Genomic DNA, 26,250 nt, shown 5'->3' on the forward strand with positions numbered 1-26,250 from the left:
TGACGGGCCCGGCCCTTCGTTCGACGCTTCCCGGCTCGTCCCGTGCCGTCAGGAACCGCGGTTGACCGCCTTCTCGATCAGCGCCTCGCTCTCGCTGCCGGGGCCCTTCTTCAGCACCGTCTGGGCCTCATGCCAGAGGCAGATGAAGCGGTGGCAGGAGGCGCAGTGCACCTGGTCATCGGGGTTCTTGACCTGTGAGACGCGCATCAGATGGCTGCCGCAGCTGGGGCAGGCGACCGGCAGGCGAAAGTCTTCCGACAGGGACATGGCAATGCTCCTCGTGTTGCGTGGTGGATTGTGGATGGTACCCATCCTGCCGATATCGCCCGCGATTCTCCAGCCACCCGCCCCGTCATCAACGGGTATCCTTGCGGATCCAGGGATAGTTCGGCGATCCGGCCAGTCGATTTCGCCCCTCATGCTTGGCCCGGTAGAGCGCCTGGTCGGCCTGGGACAGCGCCAGGTCCAGGCTGCCCTCGGGCGGCAGCACCGCCAGCCCCAGGCTTACCGTGATCCGCAGCGTGGTGTCCGCCACCTCGAGCTCGATCGCCTCCACGGCGGAGCGCAGTCGGTCGAGCACCCCCCAGGCCTCGTCGGGCGTGGTGTCCACCAGCATCACGACAAACTCCTCGCCGCCGATGCGGGCGAAGAGGTCATAAGGACGCAGGCAGTCACGACAGGTCGTGGCGAAGGTCTGCAGGGCCAGGTCGCCGACAGCATGGCCATGGGTGTCATTGAGGCGCTTGAAGTGGTCGATATCGAGCATCGCCAGGGGCACCGAGCGGCCCTGGCGGGCGGCATGCGCGCGCACCGCCTCGCCGAAGTCGAAGAAGGCCCGCCGATTGAGCGCCCCGGTGAGCATGTCGGTGCTGACCAGCTTCTGGGTGCGCTGCTCTTTCTGCTTGCGCGGGGTGATGTCGATCAGCAGGCCGTCCCACAGGGTGATGCCGTCACGGCGGCGCGAAGCGCTTGCCCGGCCCTCTAGCCAGCGAACGCCGTCGGCCGTCTCGAGGCGGAACTCCAGCCCCCAGGGTTCCAGGCTCACCGCCGACTGGGCCAGGGAGGTGGTCAGGGCGCCCCGATCCTCGGCATGGATCCGCTCCAGCAGCGTATCGGCGCGGTCCATCACCGAGTGCGGCGACAGGCCCGCCAGCGCCCGCAGCCCATCGCTGAGATAGAGGAAACCGAGCCCACCCCGGGTGTCCTGGCGAAGCTGGAAGACGACTCCCGGGAGCCGCGAGAGGGTCCCCTGGAAACGCTCCAGCAGGGCGTGGTCGTGCAGCGCCTTCTGGCGCAGTGCCGTGATGTCGTGGAGGGTGACCAGCAGTCGCAGCGGCTCGTCCCGGCACGCGCCGAGGGGCTGGAAGACGCCATCCTGGTGGATCAGCCGGCCGTCGGCGCGGCGACACAGTAGCACACCCCGCCAGGGCCGGCGGCGCGCGACGCAGTGGGCCAGGGCATGGCTCATGGCGCCGTGCAGCGGGGTCACGTCCAGGCAGGTGATGCGGCGACCGAGCAGGGCCTCAGCCGGATGGCCGCTGTGCTGCTCGAAGCCCGGATTGACGCGCAGGATGACCCCGTGCGCATCGATGAGCATGACGACGCCCGGGAAGCAGTCCAGCAGCGCCTCGGCCAGCGGCTCCTGCTTCCCCCTGTGCGATCTCCATGTTCGCCACTTGTCCCTGATTCGCGCCATGCCCCACACCTTGGGGATCCCCGCATCGGTTTCGGAAGGGGGTATCCCGCCCCCATTCCCTTACCCTACTCCAGGATGGCAGGCGACACAGCGAAAACTGCCTACGTCCGACTAGAGACTAGAGTTTCAGCCGATCTGCCACGTAATCGGCGTCCTTGTCGCCACGGCCGGAGAGGTTGACCAGGATATGCTGGTCGGCCGGCAGGGTCGGTGCCACGCGCATGGCCCAGGCCACGGCGTGGGCACTCTCCAGGGCCGGGATGATGCCCGGAAGGGCTCATGGTCTTGGTCCTGACGGCATGCGGAATAACGGCCTGCCATCTTGCCCCGCCCTCTCGACGCTGTCGAGGCGACCTTCGCTGAAGCCTCAGGCCGCCAGCCAGAGCCCGAGGTTGAGCAGCGCCAGGCTGCCCAGCAGCAGGGCGACATTGAGCCCCAGCCACGGCAGCAGCGGCGAGGGATCGCCAGCGGCCAGCTTGCCGGGCAGGCGCCAGAGCCCCACCGCCAGCCGCAGGGCCACGGGGGCGGCCAGCCACATCAGCAAGGCCCAGGCAGGCAACCAGCCGCCCAGCCAGGCCAGCGGGACCACCGCGAAGGCAGCGAGCACCAGGACCGCCACCAGGCGCGCCGCGCGCCTCGGCCCCAGCACGATGGCCAGGTGGTGCCGCCCGGCCCGGCGGTCAGGCTCGATGTCTGGCAGCTGGTTGGCCAGCAGCAGCGCGCTGACCATCAGGGTCGGTACCAGCGAGGCGGCCAGGGCCGTAGCGGAGAAAGCCCCGGTGAGTGCCTGGTTCGCGCCCACCACCATCAGGGTGCCGAAACCGATCCCCGGCGCTACCAGGCAGAGCCAGGGACAACGAGTCAGCCAGCCGGTGTAAGCCACCACCAGCGCCATGCCGAGCAGCCCGTAGAGCAGCATGAGCGGACCTGAGCGCCACAGGAACCAGGTCCCGATGGCCACCACCCCGGCCAGGCAAGCGAAGGCGGCGCGCCGCACCGCCCCCGCCGCCCCGGGGTGCTGGGGCAGCGAGCCGCTGCCGCCTGAGAAGGGCGTGCGGATGGTGGTGGCATCCAGGCCGCTGACGAAGTCGTGATGTTCGTTGAACAGGTTCACCGCGGCGTGGGCCAACAGCGCGGCGAGCAGCACCAGCAGGATCGCGTGTCCCTCGGGGGCGTGGCCATCCTGCCAGGCGGTGGTCACCGCCAGGCCCGCGCAGAGGGGGGAAAGCACCAGAAAGCCAGGGCGCACACTGCGCCAGCAGGCGTGCAGCCCGGTGGCCGGGGACGTGGTCGCCGTCATGGGGCGGACGACACCGCTCAGTGGGCGAGTCGCTCGGCAAGCCAGCGGCCGATGTCACCGATCTGCTGCGGGCAGAGCGCATGGGCCATGGGATAGCGACGATAGTGCGCTGGATAGCCCAGCGAGCGCACCTGCTCATAACCGGCCTTGCCCAGTGACTCGGAGACCACCGGGTCGAAGCTGCCATGGTGCACCTCGATGGGCAGGCCCCGATTGGCGTCGGAGAGCTCGATGCTATCGGGCGTGGCGAAGTAGGTGGAGAGTGCCAGCAGGCCGCCCAGCGGCTCCTCGAAGGAGAGGGCCGCCTGGTAGGCCACCGCACCGCCCTGGGAGAAGCCCGCCAGGATGATGCGACGACTGTCGATACCGTGCTCGATCTGTTGCCGCATCAGGGCCTGGATGCGCTCGGCAGAGGCCATCAGCTGGGGCTCGTCGATCTGACGGTCGAGGCTCATCTCCTTGATGTCGTACCAGGCCGGCATGACCATGCCGCCGTTGACGGTCACCGGCAGGCGGGGCGCATGGGGCAGGATGAAGCGCACGGCATCGTCGGTGGGCAACGGAAGTGCCGGCACCAGAGGCTCGAAGTCGCTACCGTCGGCCCCGAGGCCGTGCAGGATGATGACGCAGGCATCGGCGGGTCTGCCGCTACGCGGCTCGATGATCAGTTCATCGGGGTTGCTCATGGCATCGATTCCAGGGCCAGTAAATGGAGGCGGTCAAAAGCCGACACCCTACCGCAAACGCCGCTCGGCGGCGAGCGCGCTCAGAAGGGCCAGATCAGCGGGATCAGCGCCAAGGCCACCGCAGCGGTCAGCAGGTTCAGTAGCCCGCCGAGGCGCAGGAAGTCACTGAAGCGATAGCCACCGGGGCCGAAGACCATCAGGTTGGTCTGGTAACCGATGGGCGTCAGGAAGCTGGCTGAGGCGGCGAACATCACCACGACCACATAAGGCATCGGGCTCACACCGAGATTCTCGGCGCTGGCCATCACCACCGGAAAGGTGATCACCGCGGCGGCATTGTTGGTGACCAGGGACGTCAGCAGGGTCACCAGCACATAGACCGTACCCAGCAGCAGCCAGGGGTTGCCGTCGGCCAGCCCCAGGGCAACGTCGGCAAGGGCGGCCGCGGCGCCCGAACTCTCCAGGGCGGCCCCGAGCCCGAAGGAGGCGGCGATGGTCAGCAGCACCTGGGTGTCCAGCCCCCGCTTGGCCGCCTCCACCGTGCAGCAGCCGGTGGCCAGCGCCAGGGCCGCACCCAGCATGGCGGCGTTCATCATGCTCATCACCCCCAGGGTGGCCAGCGCCACCACGCCGGCCAGGATGGCCCAGGCCAGCCAGGCCTTCTCATGAACCGGTCGGGCCGAGCCGTTGACCTTGCTGATCAGCAGGAAGTCGCGAGACTGGCGATGCCGCTCGATGAAGGGCGGGCGCGCCTCCAGCAGCAACACGTCGGCGGGCTGCAGGCGGATCTGGCCGAGGTTGCCGGCGACCCGCTCGCCACCGCGGCACACCGCCAGCACTGCGGCACCATAGAGGGTCCGGAAGTGCCCGTCGCGAATGCGCCGGCCGATGAACTGGCACTGGTCGGAAACCACCGCCTCCACCAGGCGGCGCTCCTTGAAGTCCTTCTCGAGGCTCGATTCGCCCTGCCGCGTCGGCACCAGGCCACGGATCTGCTGCAGCTCGACGGCCCCCTCGCTGGTGCCGGCGAACACCAGCCGGTCGCCGCCCTTGAGTCGCTCGCCCGGCCCCACCACGCTGACGATGTTGCCCTCGCGCTCGATCTCCACCAGGAACAGCTCCTGCAGATGGCGCAGCCCGGCCTCCTCCACCGTACGATCGACCAGCGGACCGCCGGCGTCCACCTCCATCTCGATGGTGAACTCGCGGGGATTCTCGAAGACCGCCTCCACCCCTCGCCGCGCCGGCAGCAGCCGCGGCCCCAGCAGGATCAGATAGGCCAGGCCCACCACCGCCACCGGCACGCCCACCCAGGCGATATCGAACAGCCCCATGGCCAGAGACGGGTCACGATCGATCAGCAGACCATGCACGACCAGGTTGGTACTGGTGCCGAACAGGGTGATGGTGCCGCCGAGAATCGAGGCGAAACTGAGTGGCATCAGCAGGCGATGTGCCGGTACGGACACGCGCCGGCTCCAGCTGAGCACGGCCGGGATGAAGGTCGCCACCACGGGGGTATTGTTGAGAACGCCGCTCAGCGAGGCCACCGGCAGCAGCAGGCGCACTAGCGCCTGCCGCTCGCTGCGGGGACGCCCCAGCACATGGCGGATGATCAGGTCGATGCCGCCGGTCTCGCGGATGCTGGTGACCAGCACATACATGAAGGCCACGGTGAACAGGCCCGTGCTGGAGAAGCCCGCCAGGGCCTGGCCGGGGTCGATCACCCCCAGGGTCAGCAGCAGGATCACCGCACCGAGCAGCACGATGTCGGGGCCCACGCGCGAGAAGGCCATCAGCGGGAAGACGGCGATGACGACGGTGAGAGAGAGCCAGGCATCCAGCGGCATGGGCAGATCCGGTGACGAAAGGGAAAGGCCCATTGTGACCGCCACCGAATATTCTAAAAAGTTATTTTTAGAAATCTATCTATTCATTATTTGAATATAAGAGCCAAAGGCAACACAACGAAAAAGGCCCGCTTTCGCGGGCCTTTTTCACCTGCCGTGAGGCAGTCACATCAGGGTCGGTCGACGTTCAGCCGATGACCTGGATGTTGGAAGCCTGGAGGCCTTTCTTGCCCTGGGTGACGTCGAAGGAGACCTTCTGACCGTCTTGCAGGGACTTGAAGCCTTCAGCCTTGATCTCGGAGAAATGAGCGAACAGGTCGTCACCGTTGTCGTCCGGAGAAATGAAGCCGAAGCCTTTAGTGTCGTTGAACCACTTGACAGTACCGGTAGCCATTATCGAATTCCTCGAATAGCGTTAGATTGTGCCGGGAAATACCCGAGTTGCAGTGGGTAAAACAAGAAACTTTCACCGGGAAATCGACGCTATGAGCTTTCGATGACCACTTGCGATGTTCCACTTGCTAACCAACTGCAGGCATATTGCGCCGTTGCCGGGCGCAGGTCAAACACTATTTACACTGGATGACAGCGCGGTTACCGGGCATGGAGGATCCAGCCGGCGGCCTTCTCGGCGATCATCAGCGTCGGCGAGTTGGTGTTGCCGCTGGTGATGGTCGGCATGACGCCCGCATCCACCACGCGCAGCCCCGCGACCCCGCGTACCCGCAGGCGAGAATCCACCACCGCCATGGGGTCGTCGTCGCGCCCCATCCTGGTGGTGCCCACCGGGTGGAAGATGGTGGTGCCGATATCCCCCGCCAGGCGGGCCAGGTCCTCGTCGCTCTGGTACTCAAGGCCCGGCTTGACCTCCTCGGGCGAATACCTCGCGAAGGCCGGCTGCTCGGCGATGCGCCGCGTGACCCGCAGCGAGTCCGCCGCCACCTTGCGATCCTCCGGGGTGCTCAGGTAGTGGGGGGCGATGGCCGGGGCCTGGCGCGGGTCGGCGCTCTTGATGCGCACCGTGCCGCGGCTGGTCGGGTTGAGGTTGCACACGCTCGCGGTGATCGCCGGGAAGTCGTGCAGCGGCTGGCCGAAGGCCTCCAGGCTCAGCGGCTGGACGTGGTACTCGAGGTTGGGATGCGCGTACTCGTCGGCACTGCGCGTGAAGGCACACAGCTGCGAGGGCGCCATGCTCATGGGGCCGGAGCGCTTGAGCAGGTACTCGAGCCCGATGCCCGCCTTGCCGACCAGCGAGTTGGCCATGGTATTGAGGGTCTTGGCGCCCGTCACCCGATACACCGAGCGGATCTGCAGGTGATCCTGCAGGTTCTCGCCGACCCCCGGCAGGTCATGGATCACCGGGATGTCGTGCTCGCGCAACAGCTCGGCCGGGCCGATGCCGGAGAGCTGCAGCAGCTGGGGCGAGCCGATGGCGCCGGCGGAGAGGATCACCTCGCGGCCGGCCTGCACCGTGATCGCTTTCCCGCCGCGCTCGACGCGCACGCCGGTGCAGCGTGGCGTGTCGCCCCGGCCGGTCTCGCCTCCTCGTTCCAGTTCGAGCCCCAGCACCTGGGTGGAGTGCCACAGGGTGAGGTTGTCGCGCTTCTCGGCCCCGCGGAGGAAGGCCTTGGAGGTGTTCCAGCGCCAGCCCGCGCGCTGGTTGACCTCGAAGTAGTCGACCCCCTCGTTGTCGCCGCGGTTGAAGTCGCGGGTCCGCGGGATGCCGGCCTCCACGGCGGCGGTGGCGAAGTCGTCGAGCACCTGCCACTTGAGGCGCTGCTTCTCCACCCGCCACTCGCCCCCGTGGCCATGGTAGTCGTGGTGGGCCGCGTCGGCATCGCCGCCGGCATCCAGGCGGTGGTGGTCCTCGTGCTTCATGAAGTCGGGCAGGCAGTTCTCCCAGCGCCAGGCGTCGTCACCGGTTGCCTCGGCCCAGCCGTCATAGTCGCGCGACTGGCCGCGGATATAGAGCATGCCGTTGATGCTGGAGCAGCCGCCCAGGGTCTTGCCCCGGGGATAGATCAGCGAGCGGCCGTTGAGCCCGGGGTCCGGCTCGGTGCGGAAGCACCAGTCGGTGCGCGGGTTGTCGATGCAGTAGAGGTAGCCCACCGGGATGTGGATCCAGTGGTAGTTGTCGCGCCCGCCCGCCTCGATCAGCAGCACCCGGTTGGCCGGGTCGGCACTCAGGCGGTTGGCCAGCAGGCAGCCGGCGGTGCCGGCACCCACCACGATATAGTCGAATTCCTGGTCAACCATGGCACGCTCTCGGTGATGACGTCACTCGAGGCTGTTCCGGTGACGACATTACTTCCTCTTCACGTCGTCCCCGGCGCCTCTCGCTCATTCAGTGATCGGCGGCATTACTTGTGGGTCGGCATGGCGAACTCGGAGCCGCCATGTATGGAGTCGGACCAGCGCTGCATGATCGACTTCTGCTTGGTGTAGAAGCGCACGCCCTCCTCGCCGTAGGCGTGGGTGTCGCCGAACAGCGAGCGCTTCCAGCCACCGAAGCCGTGCCAGGCCATGGGCACCGGGATCGGCACGTTGATGCCCACCATGCCGACCTGGATGCGACGCCCGAACTCGCGGGCCACGCTGCCGCTCTCGGTGAAGCAGCTCACGCCGTTGCCGAACTCGTGGTCGTTGATCAGCTGGATGGCGGTGGCGATGTCGGGCACCCGCACGCAGGCCAGCACCGGGCCGAAGATCTCCTCCTTGTAGATGGTCATCTCCGGGGTGACGTGGTCGAACAGCGAGCCGCCCATCCAGAAGCCCTCGGCGCAGTCGTCGCCGGTCCCGGCGGCATCGAAGTCACGGCCATCGACGATGAGTTCGGCGCCCTCGCTCACGCCCTTCTCGATATAGCCGGTGATGCGCTGGTGTGCCTGGGCGGTGACGATGGGCCCCATCTCGGCATCCAGCTCCAGGCCATTCTTGACCTTGAGCGCGCGGGCACGCTCGGCCAGGCGCGGCACCAGCTCGTCGGCCACGTCACCCACCAGCACCGCCACGCTGATCGCCATGCAGCGCTCGCCGGCGGAGCCGTATGCCGCGCCGGTCAGCGCATCCACGGCCTTGTCGAGGTCGGCATCGGGCATCACCACCATGTGGTTCTTGGCCCCGCCCAGGGCCTGGACGCGCTTGCCATGGCGGGCACCCCGCTCGTAGATCAGGTTGGCGATCGGCGTGGAGCCGACGAACGACAGCGCCCTGACGTCGGAATGGTCGAGCAGCGCCTCCACCGAGTCCTTGTCACCCTGCACCACGTTGAAGACGCCATCCGGCAGCCCCGCCTGCTTGAGCAGGTCGGCCATCAGCAGCGAGGCGCTGGGATCCAGGGGACTTGGCTTGAGGATGAAGGTGTTGCCGGCGGCGATGGCGAGGGGGAACATCCACATCGGCACCATGACCGGGAAGTTGAACGGGGTGATACCAGCGACCACGCCCAGCGGCTGACGCATCGTCCAGTTGTCGATACCGGTGCCGACCTGCTCGGTATAGTCGCCCTTGAGCAGCTGCGGGATGCCGCAGGCGAACTCGACGATGTCGATGCCGCGCGCTACCTCGCCCTGGGCATCGGTGAACACCTTGCCATGCTCCAGGGTGATGGCCCGCGCCAGCTCATCCTTGTGCTCATTAAGCAGCTGCAGGAACTTGAACATCACCCGGGCACGCCGAATCGGCGGGGTATCGGCCCAGGCCGGGAAGGCGGCCTGGGCGGCGGCCACCGCCGTGGCCACATCGGCCTGGGAGGCCAGGGCCACCTGGCCGGTCACCCGGCCAGTGGCCGGGTTGGTCACGGCCTGGTGCTGGCCGGATTCACCGGCTGACATTTGCCCGTTGATATAATGCTGGATGCTGGCTGTGCTCATGGCGGCCTCGTCGCGTCGTTGTCGGCATCGGGGATGGACGCCCCTAGACTAGCCCTATCGTTACCAGGATCAATTGAGTAATTCAAAACCAGCGTATAAGTTTGGCTGATATCACTCCACGCCGAGGAGGCGACACCGTGCTGGAGTGGGTGCGTCGCGGCGAGCTGGATGTCGGCTTCTTCCTGGCGCCGGCTCGCCACCCTGCCGTGGATCACCACGCCCGGAAACTTCGCCCATCACCGCCTCTTGCACGGCGTGCTCGACCCGCTGGGCATCGTGCCCAACGGCGTGGCCCAGGTGGACCAGGAGGCCTGCATGCTCGACCTGGTGCGGGCCGGCGTGGGCCTCAGCCTGGCCCGCGACGCCCTGGCCATGGCCGAGCGCCAGGAGCGCGGCCTGGTGGTCGCCGAAGGCGTGCGCCTGCCCTGCGCGCTGAGTTTCGTCTGGCGCCGCGATCGCGGCGAGGAGGCGGTGATCGTCGAAGCGCTGGAGGTGCTGGCCGGCGTCTGGGGCGCGTTGGCGCCATGACACGTCCACATCAATCATGACACTTCCATACGGGAAAGGAGCGCCCTGATGGCCGATCTCGAGACCTCTCAACTCGTGCTGATCGGGCTGATCTTCGTCTGGAGCGGCTTCGTGCGCACCAGCCTGGGCTTCGGCGGTGCCGTGCTGTCGCTGCCCTTCCTGCTGCTGGTGCGCGACGAGCCGCTGGTCTTTCTGCCGATCATCGCCATCCATCTGCTGATCTTCGCCAGCTGGATCGCCTGGCGCGGCCACCGGCAGCTGGTGGCCGACAGCGGCGGCCAGGCGCCGAGCGAGAGCAACATCGACTGGGGCTACCTGCTCAGGGCGATGAAGGTGATGATCATCCCCAAGCTGATCGGGGTGGTCGGCCTGCTGACCCTGCCAGGCAACGTGCTGACCCGCATCATCTTCGTGATCGTGATGGTCTATGCGGTCGGCTATGTGCTCAACAGGCCCTTTCGCAGCCATAATCGCGTTCTGGACGGCGTACTGCTGGTGCTGGGCGGCTACGTCAGCGGCACCTCGCTGATCGGCGCCCCATTGATCGTCGCAGTCTTCGCCACCCACGTCGCTGCCCACCAGCTGCGTGATACCCTCTTCGTGCTGTGGTTCATCCTGGTGCTAATCAAGATGGTCTTCTTCGTGATCGCCGGCGTCGACCTGCAGCTCATCCACCAGCTGTGGCTGCTGCCCTGCGCCCTGGTCGGCCACCTGCTGGGCGAACGCGCCCACCGGCACCTGCTCGCCAGCCGCACCAACCTCTACTTCCGGGTGCTCGGTGGGGTGCTCATCCTGGTCAGCGTGGTGGGGCTCGTCGGCTCGGCAGGGTGAGTCCCAAGGCGCAAGCCTCTCGGAGGACGGCTGCGCCAGATGAATGCCGGATGAACGGGGCGTTAAGGCTGCTGCAAGGCGAGGGGGTGTAAGACGGATCAGGTACCCACCAATGAGGAGTGATCCTGATGAACTGGCTCGATACCGAACACCGCTATGGCGCTGTCTCCCGCGTCCTCCACTGGTCCATGGCTCTGCTGGTGCTGCTGATGCTGGGCAGCGACTGGTGGATGGAGGGTTTCGCGGGCCTCGGCGAGTCCGCCGTGATGGGCCTGCACCAGAGCATCGGGATGGCGCTGCTGGCCCTGCTCGTCTTCCGCCTGGCCTGGCGCGCCGTCAACCGCGGCCGCCCGGCCCCGCCCGCCCACTGGCGCCTGGCCGCGCGGCTCGGCCATCTGGTCCTCTATGCCCTGCTGCTGGTGATCCCGCTCAGCGGCCTGCTCGCGGCCTGGGGCAGCGGCGAAGGCGTTACCGTCTTCGGTGCGCCACTGATCGCGGCGGGTGCCGAGATCGAGTGGCTCGAGGAGGCCTTCGAGGAGACCCACGAGCTGCTCGCCAACCTGCTGTGGTTCGTCATCGCCGGCCATGTGCTCGCCGTGCTGGCCCACCAGTGGTGGCTCGGGGAACGCAGCCTGCAGCGCATGACCTGAACCGCCCGGCACGGAAGGGCCCGGCGCGAAACTATCGCGCCGGGGCGAGGCCCCGGCACCGGCTCAGTCGTCGTGTTCCACCTCGAGCAGCTCGCCGCCGCGGCTCTTGACCTCGAACGCGCGACCATCGGCGTCGCGGCCCTCGATCTCGATGCGGCCATCGCGGTCGACCTGGATCTCCTCGAACTCGGCCAGCCCCTCGGCCACAGCCAAGGCCATCGCCTCGCGAACCTCGGCCTCGCTCATGCCCCAGGCGCCACCCTCGCGGCGCTGGCGCTCCTCCTTGAGGCTCTCGCCGCTTTCCAGCGAGAACCGCACCTCGGCGCGCCACTCGTCGTCGAGCCAGCCCTCCACCGCGAAACGGTCATCGCGCTTGGCCTCGATCTCCCCGAAATGGGTGAAACCGAAGGCGCTGGCCTTGGCCAGGATGTCGTCGAGGCGCTCCGCCGCCAGGCGGCTGTCTTCGGCCTGGGCCAGGGTGGCAACGCTCATCAGGGCGGCCAGGGAACCGGCCAGGATCATCTTGTGTTTCATGGGTCACTCCTTCTTCTACGGGTTGCCCGTCCGTTGTACCGCCACCGACCTTGCCACAGGGTGACACGGCCATTCATGCTGCATTCATGTTCGGCCTGGCACGCTGTGACCATGATGACGAGACGCCTGCCCTCCCCCGCTTCCCGCCTGCGCCTGCCGGTGCTGGCCGCCCTCCTCGTCCTGCTGGCCGCTTCCCCCGCGCCGGCAGACGACTACTGGCGCGACCTCCCCGAAAGGGTGCGCGACGGAAAGCTCGTGCCACTGCCCGAGATCCTCGACTGGCTGGAGGCGCGCTATATCGGTCAGGTATTGGAGGTAGAACTCGAGCGAGATGACGGCCAGTCCGTCTACGAGATCGAGATGCTCGGCCCCCAGGGCCAGGTGGTGGACTTCGCGTTCGATGCCGCCAGTGGCGAGCTGATCGGCATGGAGGGCGTGAACATCAACGGCATGAGGCGCGGGAAATGAAGGTGCTACTGGTGGAGGATGACCGGCCGCTGGCCGAGGCGCTGAGCGAAGCCCTGGGCGACGCCGGCGTGCTGCTGGAGACCGCCGACACCGGCGGCGAAGCGGACTTCCTGGTGCGCACCGAGGCTTACGACGCGGTGATCCTCGACCTGGGCCTGCCCGACGGCGATGGCAGCCGCTGGCTCGCCGAGTGGCGCGAGGACGCCATCGACACGCCGGTGCTGGTGCTCACCGCCCGCACCCGCTGGGCCGACAAGGCCGCCGGCTTCTCGGCCGGGGCCGACGACTATGTCACCAAGCCCTTCGAGACCGCCGAGGTACTGTTCCGGCTGCGCGCCCTGGTGCGGCGCAGCCACGGCCATGCCCATCCGGTGCTCAGGATCGGCGAGCTCGCCTTCGACACCCACGCCGGCAGCGTCACCCTGGCCGGTCGCCCGGTGAGCCTGACCGCCCAGGAGTCGCGCCTGCTGGCCTACCTGGCCCACGCCGCGCCCCGCGTGGTGAGCCGCAGCGAGCTCGCCGAGCACGTCTATGACCGCGACCACGAGCCGGACTCGAACGTCATCGACGTCCAGATCAGCCGGCTGCGCCGCAAGCTGGGCGCGGCCCGCATCCAGACCCACCGTGGCCAGGGCTATCGCCTGGCCGGAGGCGACGAGACGCCATGAGTCGAGTGCGGCGGCTGTCGCTGGCCAGTCGCCTGCTGCTGGCCTCCCTGCTGACCCTCGCGATCGCGCTGCCGCTGGCCGGCGTGGGCCTGACCCAGCACTTCCGCACCACCACCACGGCCGCCTTCGACGAGCGCCTGGCGGCCCTGCTCAACGTGGTCATCGCCGGCCTCGACTGGGACCCGACGCAGCAGCGGCTGGTCCATGAGCGCTCGCTGGGCGACCCGCGCTTCGAGCAGGTCTTCTCCGGCTGGTACTGGCAGATCAGCGACGGCGCCGAGCAGCTGCTGACCTCCCGCTCGCTGTGGGACCAGCGACTGCCCACGCGCCAGCACCGCGAGGTGGTGCTGCGCGACCTGACGGGGCCCCGCGGGACGCCGCTGCGCGTCATCGAGCGCGATATCCGCCTGGCGGCCGTCGACGACCCCCTGCACGTCAGCGTGGCCGTCTCTCGGGAGACGCTGGACGCGGAGCTCGCCCGCTTTGGCGGGCGGGTCACCCTCTTCCTGGTCGGCCTGGGGCTGCTGCTGCTGGCCACCCTGGCCCTTCAGGTGCGCTGGGGCCTGGCCCCGCTGCGCCGAATACAGGCCGACCTGCAGCGCGTGGAGAACGGCGACGCCGAGCGCCTCGATACCCGCCTGTCACCGGAGCTCGCGCGCCTGGCCCGGGCCATGAACGGGGTACTGGACCGCGACCGGCGACTGATGGCCCATGCGCGCCATGCCGCCGGCAACCTGGCACATGCGCTGAAGACCCCGGTGAGCGTGCTGACCACCCTGGCCGACGGCGTCGAGGAGCCGCGACGCAGCCGCCTGCGCGACGAGCTGATGCGCATCGATGCGGCGGTGCGCCACCACCTGGCCCGCGCCTCGGCGGCCGGAGACACCGGCCTGGCGCCGCGCGTCGACGCCGGCGAGGTGCTCATGCCCATCCTCGCGGGGCTCGGCCGCCTGGCCGAGCGGCGCGGCATCGCCCTCCACCACGACCTGCCATCCGGGATGCGCGTGCGCATGGAGGCCCAGGACCTGCAGGAGCTGGTCGGCAACCTGCTCGACAACGCCCTGCGCTGGGCCGAGAGCCGGGTCGAGATGGACGGCGGCAGCGATGACGGGGGAAGCTGGATGGCGGTCGAGGACGACGGGCCGGGCATGGACGAGGCCCAGCGCCAGGCCGCCCTGGGCCGCGGCGCCCGGCTCGACGAGCAGCACCCGGGCAACGGCCTGGGCCTCGCCATCGTGGCCGACCTGGTGAAGCTCAACGGCGGCCGCCTGGCGCTCGACCGCTCGCGCCTCGGCGGGATGGCGGTACGGGTCTGGCTGCCCGACCGCCCCTTCCAGCCCGCCGGCTGAGGCGACGCGCGCGGCCCGGACCCGCCGGGCGCATTGACAGCCACCCCGCGCGACCGTGCAATGGCAGGGCCGTCCCTTCCATCAGGAGTGCCTCATGCCCCCGCTTCCACTGCGCTACGGCGCCTACGTGATCAGTCTGCTGGGCCTCGCCGTCAGCCTCATCGGCGTCCTGGAGGCCCCCGGCTGGTGGTGGGGCGTGCTCGGCTTCGGCCTGCTCGTCGCCCTGGGCACCCATGACATCCTCCAGCGCAATCGCACGGTGAGCCGCAACTACCCGATCCTCGCCCACCTGCGCTACAACCTGGAGTCGTTCGGCCCGGAGCTGCGCCAGTACATCATCCAGTCCGACAACGAGGCGATCCCCTTCTCGCGGGAGCAGCGCCGGCTGGTCTACCAGCGCGCCAAGGACATCAGCGACAAGCGCCCCTTCGGCTCGCTCCACGACATGCGCGCCCCCGGCTACGAGTGGATGAGCCCCTCGATGTCGCCGGCCCGCATCGACGACCCGGACTTCCGCACCACCATCGGGGCCGGACGTGGCCGGCCCTACCGGGCCAGCGTGTTCAACATCTCGGCGATGAGCTTCGGGGCGCTCTCCGCCCATGCCATCAGCGCCCTGAACCAGGGGGCGAGGCTCGGCGGCTTCTACCACGACACCGGCGAGGGCGCGATCTCCCCCTACCACCACCATGGCGGCGACCTGGTCTGGGAGATCGGCTCCGGCTACTTCGGCTGTCGTGACGCCCAGGGCCGGTTCGACCCCGAGCGCTTCCGCGAGCAGGCCACCCAGGACGCGGTGAAGATGATCGAGATCAAGATCAGCCAGGGCGCCAAGCCGGGCCACGGCGGCATCCTGCCCGCGGCCAAGGTCACGGCCGAGATCGCCTCGACCCGCGGCGTGCCCATGGGCCAGGACGTGGTCTCCCCCTCCGCCCACTCGGCCTTCTCCACGCCCCGCGAACTGATCCACTTCATCCGCCGGCTGCGCGAGCTCGCCGACGACAAGCCGGTGGGCATCAAGCTGGCCATCGGGCATCCCTGGGAGTGGTTCGCCCTGGTCAAGGCGATGCTGGAGGAGGACGAGCATCCGGACTTCGTGGTGGTCGACGGCGGCGAGGGGGGCACCGGTGCCGCCCCGCTGGAGCTCATCAATCGCCTGGGCATGCCCCTCACCGAGGCCCTGCTGCTGGTGCACAACACCCTGGTAGGCGCCGGGCTGCGTGAGCGGGTCTCCGTCGGGGCCGCCGGCAAGGTGATCAGCGCCTTCGATCTCGCCCGGGCCCTAGCCCTGGGCGCCGACTGGTGCAATGCCGCCCGGGGCTACATGTTCGCCCTGGGCTGCATCCAGGCCCAGACCTGCCACACCGACCGCTGCCCGAGTGGCGTGGCGACCCAGAACCCGTTGCGCGGCAGCCGCCTGGATGTCGACCACAAGTCACGCCGGGTGGAGCGCTTCCACGCCAACACCCTCGCGGCGCTGGCCGAGATGCTGGCCGCCGCGGGCCTCTCCCACCCGCGGGAGCTCGGTCCCGAGCACGTGAGTCACCGGCTCTCCGCCCACGAGGTGAAGAGCTTCGACGAACTCTACGACATCCTCTCCCCGGACGAGCTGCTGCAGGGCGGCGCCTCCCGACATGCCGTGTTCCGCGATTACTGGGACCTCGCCGACCCCGACCATTTCGATCCTCCCGAGGTGGTGGCCAGGCGGCGTCACAGCAAGCTGGTCTAGCGTCAGGACCGGTCCGGCGCCTCGTCGTGCGTCTCGTCGCTGACGGGCGCGTCGGCGCATTCGTGACGGCTCTCCAGCTGGATGGTGGCGTGGTGCAGGCCGTAGCGTTCCATCAGCAGCGAGCGGATCGCCACCAGGGTGGCCTGGCGATCCTCGCCCTCGTCGATGGCCGCATGCAGCGAGACCAGGTGGCGTCCCGGCGTCAGCGACCAGACGTGCACATGATGCACGTTGCAGACCGCCTCGAGCCGCTCGGGAATCTCGCGGCGCAGCCTCGCCGTGTCCAGGCCATCCGGGGCGCCTTCCAGCAGGATATGGCCGGATTCCCGGGTCAGCTTCCAGGCGCTGCGCAGGATCAGCAGCGCCACCAGCACCGAGAGAAGCGGGTCGATGGGCATCCAGCCGGTGGCGAGTATCACCAGGGCCGCGACGATGGCCGCCACCGAGCCCAAGAGATCGCCCAGCACATGCAGCGCGGCCCCGCGGATGTTGAGGTTGTCACGGTCGCCGAAGTGCAGGATGGCGAACACCACCACGTTGACCAGCAGCCCCAGGGCGGCGATCACCAGCATGGTGGTGCCCATCACCGCCATCGGCGAGAGCAGGCGGCGGATCGCCTCGATGAGGATCCACACCACGATGGCGATCAGCGTCAGGCCGTTGACGAAGGCGGCCAGGATCTGCACCCGGTGGTAGCCGAAGCTGCGCTTGTCGTCGGCCGGGCGGCGGCTGATGCGGGCGGCGAACCAGGCCAGCGCCAGGGCCGCGGTGTCGGTGAGCATGTGGCCGGCATCGGCCAGCAGCGCCAGCGAGCCGGAGAGGATGCCGCCCGCCACCTCGGCGACCATGAAGCCGCCGGTGAGCAGGATCGCCCAGAAGAGCCGGCGCTGGCTGTCCTGCCCGGCGTGATGAGTGTGGTGATGCGAATGGTCGTGATCGTGAGCCATGAGCCCTCCCTTGCGGTGGGCACCAGCATAGCATTGGACTTGGCCCGGGGCTGATCCGGCGGCAGACCTGCGGGGAGGCGCTGTAAACCCCTCCATGGGCGCTACCGACGCCATCCCTGGCGTAGGACCTCCCCTTCGGTCTGCCCCCGGCGCCCCTATTATCCGCTCACCACCCGCACGGCCTCGCGGCGCCGCTTGACCTCGTAGGCCACGGCCAGCAGCACGGTGACGAGTATCAGGATCAGCCCCAGGGCATTGACCGCTGGCGTGAGGCCGGTGCGCACCTTGGAGGCGATGTAGACCGTCAGGGTGGTGTCGTAGCCCACCACGAACAGCGAGGTATTGTAGTTCTCGAAGGACTGCAGGAAGGCGATCACCGCCGCCGAGAGGATCGCCGGCTTGAGGTAGGGCAGCAGGATGCGCCGGAACATCTGCCACTGGCTGGCGCCCAGATCCAGGGCGGCGCGCTCCATGGTGCGGTCGAAGCGCTGCAGCCGCGCGGTGACCATCAGCATCACGTAGGCGGCGATGAAGGTGGCCTGGCCGAGCACGGTGAGGAAGATGCCCCCGCCGACCCCGAGCTGGCGCCAGAAGATCAGCGTCGAAATGCCGATGATCACCCCGGGCGTCAGCAGCGGCGAGAGGATCAGCGCATAGAGGAAGGGCTTGGCGCGGCTCTGCACCGTGTTGAGGAACAGCGCGGTGGCGATGCCGATGGGCACCGCCAGGCAGAGCACCCCGACGGCAACGATGGCGCTGTTGCCCAGCGCCTGCCACATGCCGCCGTCGGCGGCGAGCTCGCCGAACCACTTCAGGGTAGTACCGTCCCAGGGGGTCACGGTAGGGAAGCGGCTGTCGTTGAAGGTGGCCGCCGCCATCACCAGCAGCGGCAGGAAGAGGTAGGCGAAGAACACCACCACGTAGACGCGCAGGCCCAGGGCCATCAGTCGCTGTGAGCTCACGCCCGGCCCCCCGTCATTTCGCCTGGTGCCTCATTGCGCGATGTCTCCCAGACCCACCTTGAACACCTTCATGACCAGCGACATGAAGCCGATGCACAGCACCAGCAGCAGGAAGGCGTAGGCCGCCCCCTGGTTCCAGTTGCCGCCCTCGAAGAACCAGTTGTAGATGATCTGGGTGAACCAGCGGCTGCCCGGCGAGCCGAGCAGCGCCGGCACTGCATAACTGCCCGCCGCCAGCATGAAGGTCATGATGCAGCCGGTGGCGATCCCCGGCTTGGCATGGGGGATGACGATGCGCCGATGGGTGCGCACCGTCCCCGCCCCCAGGTCCCGGGCGGCCCGCACCTGGTTGTCGTCGAGGCTCTCGATGGCGTTGTAGACCGGGAACACCATGAACAGGATATAGGCATAGACCATGCCCACCATCACCCCGGCGTCGCCGTTGAGGAAGCGGATCGGCCGGTCGATCAGCCCCAGCATCATCAGCACCTCGTTGAGCGGCCCGCGGAAGGCGAGAATGATGAACCACGAGTAGGTACGCAGGATCTCGTTGATCCAGAAGGGAATGATCAGCAGCAGGAGGCACAGCGCCGCCTGCCGCGGGGTGGCCACCTTGGCCAGGTACCAGGCCAGCGGATAGCTCACGCCAAGCGTCAGCAGGGTCACCAGCACGCTGGACCACAGCGTCTTGAAGAAGATCGACCGGTGGATGTCGTTAGCGAACAGGGTGGCGTAGTTGGTCAGCGTCCAGCCGTCCTGTGGCCCGCCGCGCTGGGCCGGCAGCAGGTTGGGACGCAGCGAGTAGTCGATCATCTGCAGCTGCGGCAGGGTGACCATCACGATCAGCCAGATACCCAGCAGCCCGAGGATCGCCATGGCCAGGGGGCCGCCGAAACGCGCGGCAAGCTGCCTAAACATGGCCGGCCTCCACCACTTCGCCGGTCGCCTCGTCGACCCGGGGGCTGCCATCCTCGGGCAGCACCACCGCATCGTCGGGATCATAGCCGAACCTCATGCGACGCCCGGCGACCAGGGCATCCGTGTACTGCCGGGAGATCTCGTGGCCCAGCTGCACCCTGAGCAGGTCGCCGGAGGCGTCCAGGCGCGCCTCCAGCACCACCCAGGCGCCCTCGAAGTGCACCGCCTCCAGGGTGGCCGCGAGGGTCGGACCGGCGCTCCCTTCCTCGACCGGGCGCAGGTGCTCGGGGCGGATGTAGAGCGCCGCATTATCGCCGCGCTCCAGTCGGGACAAGGCCGCGACGCGGCCGGCCAGCTCGCCCAGCGCTCCGCCATCCAGGCCCACCCGCTCGCCCTGGCGCTCGATCAGCGTCGTCTCCAGCCGGTTGTTCTCGCCGACGAAGGCCGCCACGAAGCCGGTGGCTGGTGAACGGTAGAGGGTCACCGGGTCGGCCACCTGCTGGATACGCCCCGCCGACATCACCGCCACCCGGTCGGACATGGTCAGCGCCTCGCCCTGGTCGTGGGTGATGTAGATGAAGGTGATGCCGGTCTTGCGCTGGATCGCCTTGAGCTCGGCGCGCATGTGCTGGCGCAGCTTGAGGTCCAGCGCCGAGAGCGGCTCGTCGAGCAGCAACACCCGCGGCTCCACGGCCAGCGCCCGGGCGATGGCCACCCGCTGCTTCTGGCCACCGGAGAGCTCGCTGATCTGCTTGGGCCCGCTGCCCTCCAGGGCCACCAGCGCCAGCAGGCGTTCGGAGGCCTCGCGGCGCGCCTTGCGGTCGACCCCACGCACCTCCAGGCCGAACTCGATGTTCTCGAACACCGTCATCAGCGGGAAGAGCGCCAGGTTCTGGAAGATCATCGCCGTGGGGCGGCGGTTCACCGGCACCCCGCCCATGGGTTCGCCGCCGATCAGCACCTGGCCCTCACTGGGGGTCAGGAAACCGCTGATCATGTTGAGCAGGGTGGTCTTGCCGCAGCCCGAGGGGCCGAGGAAGCTGAAGAACTCCCCCGAGCCGATCTCGAGCGTCGTCGTGTCGATGGCGGTGAAGTCGCCGAAGCGCATCACCACCTCCTCCAGGCGGACGCTGCCGTCCTCCATGGTCACCTCGCGGTCGGGCATCTCCGTCAGGCGGAGAGGTAGCGGTCCTGGTATTCGTTGCGCAGCGCCACGTACCAGGGTTCCTGGATCGGCCACCACCAGAGGTTGGCCAGATCCTGCTCGGTGTAGGATTCGGTGAAGAAGTTACGTGTCGCCTCGGGCAGCAGCTCCGTGGCGCCCTTGGCGGTAGAGTTGTAGCCGGTGGCCTCGACGAACATCGCGCCGGCCTCGGGGGTGTAGTACCAGTTGATCAGCTCGTAGACGGCGTCGGGATTCCGGGCGTTCTTGGGAATCACGAAGCCCTCCATCCAGGCCAGGGCGCCTTCCTTCGGCGCGCCGTAGGCGATGTCCTCGCCCTCCTGCTGCAGGCGGAAGGCGGTGGAATCCCAGGTTTGGCCGATGATCGCGCCGTTGGTGCGGAAGGCGGCCTGGGCCTCGTTCTCGGTGTTCCAGAACTGCACCAGCATCGACTTGTGCTTGACCGCCTCCTCGAGGATGACCTCGAAATTGGCGCGCATCGCCTCCTCGCTCCTGTAGGAGTCGAGCAGCGGGTGCGGCAGCCGCCCTTCGCGCTCCAGCCACAGGCCGATGCCGACCAGCGCCGAGTGGCCGCGCACCGTGACGCCCTGGCCATGCTCGGGATTCCACAGGTCGGCATAGCTCAGGTTGGCGCGGTCGACGTCGGCGAAGCGGCGGTGCCAGGTGATCGCCTCGGTGCCCCAGTCGCTGGGCGCGAAGTAGCGCTTGCCGTCCACCACCCCACCGGTCTCGGAACCCTCGATGGCGCTGTCCAGGGCACCGCTCCAGTTGATGCGCGACACGTCCAGCGGCTGCACCAGGTTGTAGTCGAGATAGCCCGGCACCCGGTCCACGGTGGGCATGATCACGTCGAAGCCGCTGCCGTCGCTGGCCCGCAGCGAGTTCATCAGCTCGTCGTTGGTGCCGTAGGGCGTGAAGGTGGCCTTGATGCCGGTCTTCTCGGTGAAGTCCGCCAGCATCCGGTCATTGAAGTAGCCTGCCCAGGCATAGATGCGCAGGGTCTGCTCCTGGGCCAGCACCGTGTTGACGTAGAAGGACGGCACGCTGGCAGCGGCCCCGGCGGCCAGGCTGCCTTTGAGGAAACGGCGACGTGTGATCGACATGACGAGCTCTCCATGGTGGGTAGGGCGCACCCCATTATCGCGCGGCGAAGTGACGACGCCATGACCCTCCGATGACGGTTCAGCGTCGACTCAATCAGCGTAGCACCCTATGTAGCACCCTATAGAGAAAGGCCCAGCCGCCGCGTCAGGGAGCCCGGCTCGCCGGGTCGGGGTCACATCACCGGCACGCCGATGAGCACGGGATGCAGGTAGAAGGCGAAGAGGACGTAGGCCACCAGGCCGATCACCACGGTCGCGACGGTGCCGGCCATGCCCGGGGCGGCGATCTCCGGCCGCGGGCGACGACGGGCGGCGCGGAAGTCGAACACGGCCCACAGCAGGAAGGCCCCGAAAAAGACGATGTCGCCCAGCCGGCCGTTGGCCAGCAGGTGGGCGAAGGCCCAGAGCTTCACCGCCAGGATCATCGGATGGCCCAGCTTGGCCTTGAGGTGGTTGCCAGGCACATAGGCCGCCACCAGCAGGATGAAGGCGGGAATCATCAGCAGCGCGACGAGATGGCGCAGGCCACTCAGGGGCTGCCAGACCGATACCGGGTCGAGGCGCATCTGGCCATAACCCCAGATCGCCAGGGCCAGGCCGAGGATCGAGACCACCGAATAGGCCGCCTTCCAGGGCATCTCGCCGATTCGCTGGATCTGGGCGGTTCGCCAGTCGTCGGCCAGGATGCGCACCGAGTGCACGCCGAGAAAGATCAACAGGCCGAGCAGCATCAAAATCATGGTGGAAGTCTCCATCAGGGAAAGGGCAAAGTGGAACGAAACCGCCGCCAGCCTAGTCTGTTGACCTGTTCACGACCAGTGCCGTCGACCGCCACGGCACCCGCGACGCAAAGGATTGCCATGTCCCGAGACACCGCCCCCCTGCCCGAGGTCATCGCCGGACCCATCCTGCGACGCCTGAGCGCGGAGCGCCTGGTGATCTGGCTGGTGGGTTCGCGGCCCCTCGAGCTCGGCCTGATGCTGCACCCCGCCGGACACCCACCGCGCCGCCTGACGCTCAACGCGCGGCGCCTGCAGCGGCTGCCGCTGGGCCGGCATGCCTGGCTGCACCTGATCGACGTGCCCCTCGACACGCCCCTGCCCCGCGGCGTTCGCATCGACTACGACCTGACGATCGCCTCGAACGAGAGCGACGGCGGGGGCGAGCGCGGCATCGCCGACTGGGCGCCACACCTGCTGCACGAGGGCGCCACGCATCCTGGCTTCGTGCTGGCCGACAGCCACCGCCGCCTGCTGCATGGCTCCTGCCGCCGGCCCCACTATGACGGCCCCGACGGTCTGGTGCGTGCCGATGCCTGGCTGGCCGAGCGTCGCGAGGCCCCCGCGGACTGGCCCGCCTGGCTGCTGATGACCGGCGACCAGATCTATGCCGACGACGTCGCCGGTCCACTGCTGGTCGCCATCCACGCGCTGATCCGCCGGCTGGGCCTGTTCGACGAGACCCTGGAAGGCGCCACCGTGGCCGACAGCCAGGCCCTCTACGCCGACCGTGCCACCTACTACCGGCGCGAAGCGCTGCTGCCGGATGCCAAGAGCAGCGAGGACCTGCGCGAGGGCTTTTTCGGCGGGGTGCGCAAGCCGGTCTTCACCTCGGCCAACGCCCACAACCACCTGATGAGCTTCGCCGAGCTCATCGCCATGTACCTGCTGGCCTGGTCGCCGGCGCCCTGGCGGCTGGTCGAGATGAGTGAGCCAACGCTGGACGAGAAGGACGCGGCTCGCTTCGGCGAGGAGCGAGCGGTCATCGCGCGCTTCGCCGAGGGGCTGCCCGCCGCCGCCCGGGTGATGGCCCACCTGCCCTCACTGATGATCTTCGACGACCACGACATCACCGACGACTGGAATCTCACCGCGGACTGGGAGCGCACCGCCTACGGACATCCCTTCTCACGACGCATCATCGGCAATGCCCTGCTCGCCTACCTGCTCTGCCAAGGCTGGGGCAACGACCCGGACCGCCTGGCCGAGCCGCTGGGCAAGGCGGCCGACCTGCTGGCCTCGGCGGCCAGCCGGGAGGGCTGGCTGGCTGCCGGAGAGCAGGACGCCGTCATCGAGCGCCTGCTGCGCTTCCAGGGCTGGGAGGTGGAAGTCGAGGGCGAGCCCAAGCTGGTGGTGCTGGACACCCGCACCCGACGCTGGCGCAGCGAGCGCCACCCGGCTCGCCCCTCGGGCCTGATGGACTGGGAGGCGCTCTCGGAACTGCAGCAGCAGCTCCTCGGGGCCACGTCGGTGGTGATCGTCTCGCCGGCCCCGATGTTCGGCGTCAAGCTGATCGAGGCCATCCAGCGGCTCTTCACCCTGGCCGGCAAGCCGCTGCTGGTCGATGCCGAGAACTGGATGGCCCATCGCGGCACGGCGAGCGTGATGCTCAATATCTTCCGCCACTCCCGCACCCCGGGGCACTACGTGATCCTCTCCGGCGACGTGCACTACTCCTTCGCCTACGACATCCGCATCCGCCAGCGCCGCGAGGGGCCGAGGATCTGGCAGATCACGTCCAGCGGCATCAAGAACGCCTTCCCCGACACCCTGCTCAACTGGTTCGACCGCCTGAACCGCTGGCTCTACGCCCCGCGCTCGCCGCTCAACTGGTTCACCAAGCGCCGGCGCATGCAGATCACCCCGCGCGACCCGGACTGCGCCAAGGCCGGCGAGCGGCTCTGGAACGGCAGCGGCATCGGCCTGGTGGAGCTCGACGAGCTGGGCCGCCCGAGCGACATCCGCCAACTCGATGCCCGCGGCTTCGACGTCACCTTCCCGCCCCCAGAATAAGCCGCCAGCGCTGATATCCATATCACAACAAATGCTTTTAAAGAATAAAAAAAGTATTTTATATTCCCATAAGCATTTTCTGTGCAGGGATATTCCGCATGAACCTTCAACAGCTGCGCATCGTGCGAGAAACCGTACGCCAGCACTTCAACCTCACGGAGGCCTCCAACGCGCTCTTCACCTCTCAATCGGGGGCCAGCAAGCACATTCGTGACCTGGAAGAGGAGCTGGGTGTCGAGCTCTTCGAGCGCCGAGGGAAGCGCATCCTGGGACTGACGCAAGCCGGCAGCACCCTGCTTGAGATCATCGAGCGCATCCTGCTGGATGCGGAGAACCTCAAGCGCTCGGCCCAGCAGCTGACCCACGAGGACCAGGGTAACCTGGCCATCGCCACCACCCATACCCAGGCCCGCTATGCGCTGCCGCCGATCATCGCCCGCTTCAAACAGGCCTTTCCCAAGGTTCACCTCGAGCTTCACCAATGCGGGCCCGACGAGATCGTCTCGATGCTCAAGGCGGGCAAGGTGGACATCGGGGTGGCCACCGAGGCCCTGCACGAGCACGGGCAGCTGTTCGCCTGCTTCTCCTTTTACCACTGGTACCACGGGGTAATCGTCCCGGAAGGACACTCGTTGGACGATGGACAGCCGCTGACCCTGCCGCGAATCGCCGCGCATCCCATCGTCACCTATCACGAGGGCTTCACCGGTCGTGGCCGCATCAACCAGGCCTTCGCCGCGGCCGATGTGGTACCCGATATCGTGCTCACGGCGCTGGATGCCGATGTCATCAAGACCTATGTCGAACTGGGGCTTGGCGTGGGGCTGATCGCTTCGATGGCCTATCACGAAGATCGCGACCGGGGGCTGAGGCTGCTCGACGCCAGCGAGCTGCTCCCGCGCAACACCACCTACCTGGCCCTGCGCCGGGGACATTTCCTGCGCAGCTTCGCCTACCACTTCCTGCAGTTCTGCCGAGACGACCTGGATGAGGCCACCGTCCAGCAGGTGCTGGCCGGCACCCCTGGCTAATTCATAAAAAGAATAAACAATCCGTTTTTAATTCGTTCTAGTGGCGTGAGAGGCGGCAGTAGGGTGGACCACACCATCAACGCATACGGAGTTCATCTCATGCCGCTGACGCTTTCCTCACCGTACCGTCTCAGCCTGGCGCTGATAGCCACCGCCTCGGCGCTGGCCGTCCTTGCCCCCGGCGGGCAAGCCCATGCCAAGGACGTCGAGATTCTCAACGTCTCCTACGACCCGACCCGAGAACTCTATCGAGAGTACAACGACTGGTTCAGCGACTACTGGAAGGAGCAGACCGGCGACGATGTCACCGTCCGCCAGTCTCATGGGGGGGCCGGCTCCCAGGCGAGGGCCGTGCTGGATGGCCTCGAGGCGGATGTCGTGACTCTGGCGCTGGCCTACGACATCGATCAGTTCCACGAGCGTGCCGACTTGATCCCGGCCGACTGGCAGTCGCGCCTGCCCAATAACAGCGCCCCCTACACCTCGACCATCGTGCTGCTGGTCCGCGATGGTAACCCGAAGAATATCCAGGACTGGGACGACCTGACCCGCGATGACGTCGAGGTCATCACGCCCAACCCCAAGACCTCCGGCGGCGCACGCTGGAACTACCTGGCGGCCTGGGGCTATGCGCTGGACAAGTTCGACGGCGATGAGCAAAAGACCTTCGAGTTCGTGCGTGACATCTACAAGAACGTGCCGGTGCTCGACTCAGGGGCTCGCGGCTCCACCAACACCTTCGTCCAGCGCGGCATCGGCGACGTGCTGCTGGCCTGGGAGAACGAGGCCTTTCTGGCGACAGAACAGCTCGGCAAAGGAGAGTTCGAGATCGTGGTGCCGTCGGTGAGCATCCTCGCCGAACCGCCCGTAACGGTGATCGACAAGAACGTCGAGGCGCATGGCACCCGCGAGGTGGCAACGGCGTACCTCGAGCAGCTCTATACCGATGACGCACAGCGCCTGGCTGGCAAGCACTTCTATCGGCCCGCCGACCCCGAGATCGCCAAGGAATTCGAGGACCAGTTCCCCGATGTCGAGCGCTTCACCGTCGATGAGATATTCGGCGGCTGGACCAACGCCCAGGAGACCCACTTCAACGATGGTGGCCGCTTCGACGATATCCTGCAGCAGGTCGGTAACCCAACCGACTGAG

General features: G+C 67.9%; 24 protein-coding genes and 2 pseudogenes. 10 read left to right on the top strand and 16 right to left on the bottom strand.

Going from position 1 to position 26,250, the window contains the following annotated elements; all coding sequences use genetic code 11:
- Positions 1–48 precede the first annotated feature (48 nt).
- From OP497_RS06975 to OP497_RS07015, 9 genes and pseudogenes are all read right to left on the bottom strand, one after another.
- Positions 49–267 carry a hypothetical protein gene (locus OP497_RS06975; protein WP_133635369.1) on the bottom strand — a complete coding sequence of 73 codons (219 nt, stop codon included), beginning with the start codon at positions 265–267 and terminating at the stop codon, positions 49–51.
- Between the two features lie 88 nt (positions 268–355).
- Positions 356–1,696: a diguanylate cyclase gene (locus OP497_RS06980; protein WP_280547444.1), complete on the bottom strand. Its 1,341-nt coding sequence runs from the start codon at positions 1,694–1,696 to the stop codon at positions 356–358.
- Between the two features lie 118 nt (positions 1,697–1,814).
- Positions 1,815–1,970, bottom strand: a pseudogene (locus OP497_RS06985) (tryptophan synthase subunit beta); the annotation flags it as partial.
- Between the two features lie 93 nt (positions 1,971–2,063).
- Complete coding sequence (locus OP497_RS06990; RefSeq protein WP_280547445.1) at positions 2,064–2,996, bottom strand: prenyltransferase; 933 nt, start codon at positions 2,994–2,996, stop codon at positions 2,064–2,066.
- Positions 2,997–3,013: 17 nt separating this feature from the next.
- Entirely contained in the window at positions 3,014–3,682 is a 669-nt protein-coding gene (locus tag OP497_RS06995; RefSeq protein ID WP_280547446.1) for an alpha/beta fold hydrolase, read from the bottom strand.
- 80 nt (positions 3,683–3,762) lie between these two features.
- On the bottom strand, positions 3,763–5,532 hold the full coding sequence (locus OP497_RS07000; protein ID WP_280547448.1) for an SLC13 family permease: 1,770 nt from the start codon (positions 5,530–5,532) through the stop codon (positions 3,763–3,765).
- 187 nt (positions 5,533–5,719) lie between these two features.
- Positions 5,720–5,926: a cold-shock protein gene (locus OP497_RS07005; RefSeq protein WP_040185674.1), complete on the bottom strand. Its 207-nt coding sequence runs from the start codon at positions 5,924–5,926 to the stop codon at positions 5,720–5,722.
- 200 nt (positions 5,927–6,126) lie between these two features.
- Complete coding sequence (locus tag OP497_RS07010) at positions 6,127–7,788, bottom strand: GMC family oxidoreductase N-terminal domain-containing protein (RefSeq protein WP_280547449.1); 1,662 nt, start codon at positions 7,786–7,788, stop codon at positions 6,127–6,129.
- Between the two features lie 104 nt (positions 7,789–7,892).
- Positions 7,893–9,404, bottom strand: a complete 1,512-nt coding sequence (locus OP497_RS07015; protein ID WP_280547450.1) for a CoA-acylating methylmalonate-semialdehyde dehydrogenase — start codon at positions 9,402–9,404, stop codon at positions 7,893–7,895.
- A 192-nt stretch (positions 9,405–9,596) separates the two neighbouring features.
- Here OP497_RS07015 and OP497_RS07020 point away from each other — a divergent pair.
- The 3 genes and pseudogenes from OP497_RS07020 to OP497_RS07030 form a co-directional block, all read left to right on the top strand.
- Positions 9,597–9,932: pseudogene (locus tag OP497_RS07020) on the top strand (LysR substrate-binding domain-containing protein); the annotation flags it as partial.
- 48 nt (positions 9,933–9,980) lie between these two features.
- Positions 9,981–10,763 carry a sulfite exporter TauE/SafE family protein gene (locus OP497_RS07025; protein ID WP_280547452.1) on the top strand — a complete coding sequence of 261 codons (783 nt, stop codon included), beginning with the start codon at positions 9,981–9,983 and terminating at the stop codon, positions 10,761–10,763.
- A 128-nt stretch (positions 10,764–10,891) separates the two neighbouring features.
- A complete protein-coding gene (locus OP497_RS07030; RefSeq protein ID WP_280547454.1) occupies positions 10,892–11,413 on the top strand; it encodes a cytochrome b in 522 nt (173 codons plus the stop codon).
- Positions 11,414–11,476: 63 nt separating this feature from the next.
- Here the strand turns inward: OP497_RS07030 and OP497_RS07035 are convergent, their stop codons facing one another.
- The gene (locus tag OP497_RS07035) at positions 11,477–11,947 is read right to left on the bottom strand and encodes a PepSY domain-containing protein (protein ID WP_280547455.1); all 471 of its coding nucleotides are present in this window, start codon (positions 11,945–11,947) and stop codon (positions 11,477–11,479) included.
- A gap of 111 nt (positions 11,948–12,058) precedes the next feature.
- Between OP497_RS07035 and OP497_RS07040 the strand changes: the two genes are divergently transcribed.
- The 4 genes from OP497_RS07040 to OP497_RS07055 all read left to right on the top strand — a co-directional run bounded on the left by OP497_RS07040 (position 12,059) and on the right by OP497_RS07055 (position 16,161).
- Complete coding sequence (locus OP497_RS07040) at positions 12,059–12,415, top strand: PepSY domain-containing protein (protein ID WP_280547456.1); 357 nt, start codon at positions 12,059–12,061, stop codon at positions 12,413–12,415.
- Positions 12,412–13,083, top strand: a complete 672-nt coding sequence (locus OP497_RS07045) for a response regulator transcription factor (RefSeq protein WP_280547458.1) — start codon at positions 12,412–12,414, stop codon at positions 13,081–13,083. Before OP497_RS07040 ends, OP497_RS07045 begins: the two co-directional genes overlap by 4 nt.
- Complete coding sequence (locus OP497_RS07050) at positions 13,080–14,432, top strand: ATP-binding protein (protein WP_280547460.1); 1,353 nt, start codon at positions 13,080–13,082, stop codon at positions 14,430–14,432. The genes OP497_RS07045 and OP497_RS07050 overlap by 4 nt, the downstream gene beginning before the upstream one ends.
- A gap of 94 nt (positions 14,433–14,526) precedes the next feature.
- On the top strand, positions 14,527–16,161 hold the full coding sequence (locus OP497_RS07055) for an FMN-binding glutamate synthase family protein (RefSeq protein ID WP_280547462.1): 1,635 nt from the start codon (positions 14,527–14,529) through the stop codon (positions 16,159–16,161).
- A 2-nt stretch (positions 16,162–16,163) separates the two neighbouring features.
- On the opposite strand, the gene OP497_RS07060 is transcribed toward OP497_RS07055, so the two are convergent.
- From OP497_RS07060 to OP497_RS07085, 6 genes are all read right to left on the bottom strand, one after another.
- Complete coding sequence (locus OP497_RS07060) at positions 16,164–17,108, bottom strand: cation diffusion facilitator family transporter (RefSeq protein ID WP_280547463.1); 945 nt, start codon at positions 17,106–17,108, stop codon at positions 16,164–16,166.
- Between the two features lie 158 nt (positions 17,109–17,266).
- The gene (locus OP497_RS07065) at positions 17,267–18,070 is read right to left on the bottom strand and encodes an ABC transporter permease (protein ID WP_280547464.1); all 804 of its coding nucleotides are present in this window, start codon (positions 18,068–18,070) and stop codon (positions 17,267–17,269) included.
- Between the two features lie 30 nt (positions 18,071–18,100).
- On the bottom strand, positions 18,101–18,988 hold the full coding sequence (locus tag OP497_RS07070; RefSeq protein WP_280547465.1) for an ABC transporter permease: 888 nt from the start codon (positions 18,986–18,988) through the stop codon (positions 18,101–18,103).
- Positions 18,981–20,153, bottom strand: a complete 1,173-nt coding sequence (locus tag OP497_RS07075) for an ABC transporter ATP-binding protein (RefSeq protein WP_280547466.1) — start codon at positions 20,151–20,153, stop codon at positions 18,981–18,983. Before OP497_RS07075 ends, OP497_RS07070 begins: the two co-directional genes overlap by 8 nt.
- Positions 20,154–20,158: 5 nt before the next feature.
- Positions 20,159–21,274 carry an extracellular solute-binding protein gene (locus OP497_RS07080; RefSeq protein WP_280547468.1) on the bottom strand — a complete coding sequence of 372 codons (1,116 nt, stop codon included), beginning with the start codon at positions 21,272–21,274 and terminating at the stop codon, positions 20,159–20,161.
- A gap of 173 nt (positions 21,275–21,447) precedes the next feature.
- Positions 21,448–22,014, bottom strand: a complete 567-nt coding sequence (locus tag OP497_RS07085; RefSeq protein WP_280547470.1) for an NnrU family protein — start codon at positions 22,012–22,014, stop codon at positions 21,448–21,450.
- A 120-nt stretch (positions 22,015–22,134) separates the two neighbouring features.
- Here OP497_RS07085 and OP497_RS07090 point away from each other — a divergent pair, with 120 nt between their 5' ends.
- The 3 genes from OP497_RS07090 (at position 22,135) to OP497_RS07100 (ending at position 26,249) form a co-directional block, all read left to right on the top strand.
- Positions 22,135–24,066: an alkaline phosphatase D family protein gene (locus OP497_RS07090; RefSeq protein WP_280547471.1), complete on the top strand. Its 1,932-nt coding sequence runs from the start codon at positions 22,135–22,137 to the stop codon at positions 24,064–24,066.
- Between the two features lie 98 nt (positions 24,067–24,164).
- A complete protein-coding gene (locus OP497_RS07095) occupies positions 24,165–25,097 on the top strand; it encodes a CysB family HTH-type transcriptional regulator (RefSeq protein ID WP_280547473.1) in 933 nt (310 codons plus the stop codon).
- A gap of 99 nt (positions 25,098–25,196) precedes the next feature.
- Positions 25,197–26,249: a sulfate ABC transporter substrate-binding protein gene (locus tag OP497_RS07100; protein WP_280547474.1), complete on the top strand. Its 1,053-nt coding sequence runs from the start codon at positions 25,197–25,199 to the stop codon at positions 26,247–26,249.
- The last annotated feature ends 1 nt before the right edge of the window (position 26,250 follow it).

It is taken from the genome of Halomonas sp. 11-S5 (assembly GCF_029889825.1).
GTDB lineage: Bacteria > Pseudomonadota > Gammaproteobacteria > Pseudomonadales > Halomonadaceae > Halomonas.